Source organism: Microbispora hainanensis (assembly GCF_006874475.1).
GTDB lineage: Bacteria > Actinomycetota > Actinomycetes > Streptosporangiales > Streptosporangiaceae > Microbispora > Microbispora hainanensis.
This window is the reverse complement of record NZ_VIRM01000190.1, coordinates 1-541: the sequence shown is the minus strand read 5'-3', so window position 1 is coordinate 541 and position 541 is coordinate 1. Positions and strand designations below refer to the sequence as shown.

The following is a 541-nucleotide window of genomic DNA, read 5'->3' as shown; positions in this document are numbered from 1 at the left end:
CGAGTCTTTGCGGGGCTTGTAGGTTCCCGGCGTGACTGATGACGGTAAGACTCGGATCCGATTCGCGGAGGAAGCAGATGCGGCCGTGATCGCGCGGATCCACATGACCTCTCGGTCGGCGGCCATGCCCTACCTGCCCCCGCAGAAACGCAGTCACGAGCAGGTGACCGGATGGGTCCAGGACGTCCTGCTCAAACGGTGTCGCACGTGGGTCGCCGTGCGTGATGCGGAGATCATCGGCTATGCGGCCCTCGACGGCGACATGCTCGAACACCTCTATCTGCGCCCGGACGTCCGCAGGCAGGGAGTCGGCACGCTACTGCTCGACGAGGTCAAGCGGCACAGCCCTGCCGGAGTGTCGCTGCACGTCTTTCAGCAGAACACCGATGCCCGCGCGTTCTACGAAAGCCACGGCTTCACCGTCCTCGACACCAACGACGGTGATCGCAACATGGAGAACCTCCCCGACATGACGCTTCGCTGGACGCCGAACAGCGTTCAGTAACCTGTACCGGCCAGACGAGCCGAGGCTCACGCCGCG

Annotated in this window: 1 protein-coding gene; it reads left to right on the top strand. The window is 64.3% G+C overall.

The features are described from left to right. The first annotated feature begins 103 nt into the window (after window positions 1-103). Complete coding sequence (locus tag FLX08_RS40115) at window positions 104-505, top strand: GNAT family N-acetyltransferase (RefSeq protein ID WP_208761995.1); 402 nt, start codon at window positions 104-106, stop codon at window positions 503-505. Window positions 506-541: the final 36 nt, after the last annotated feature.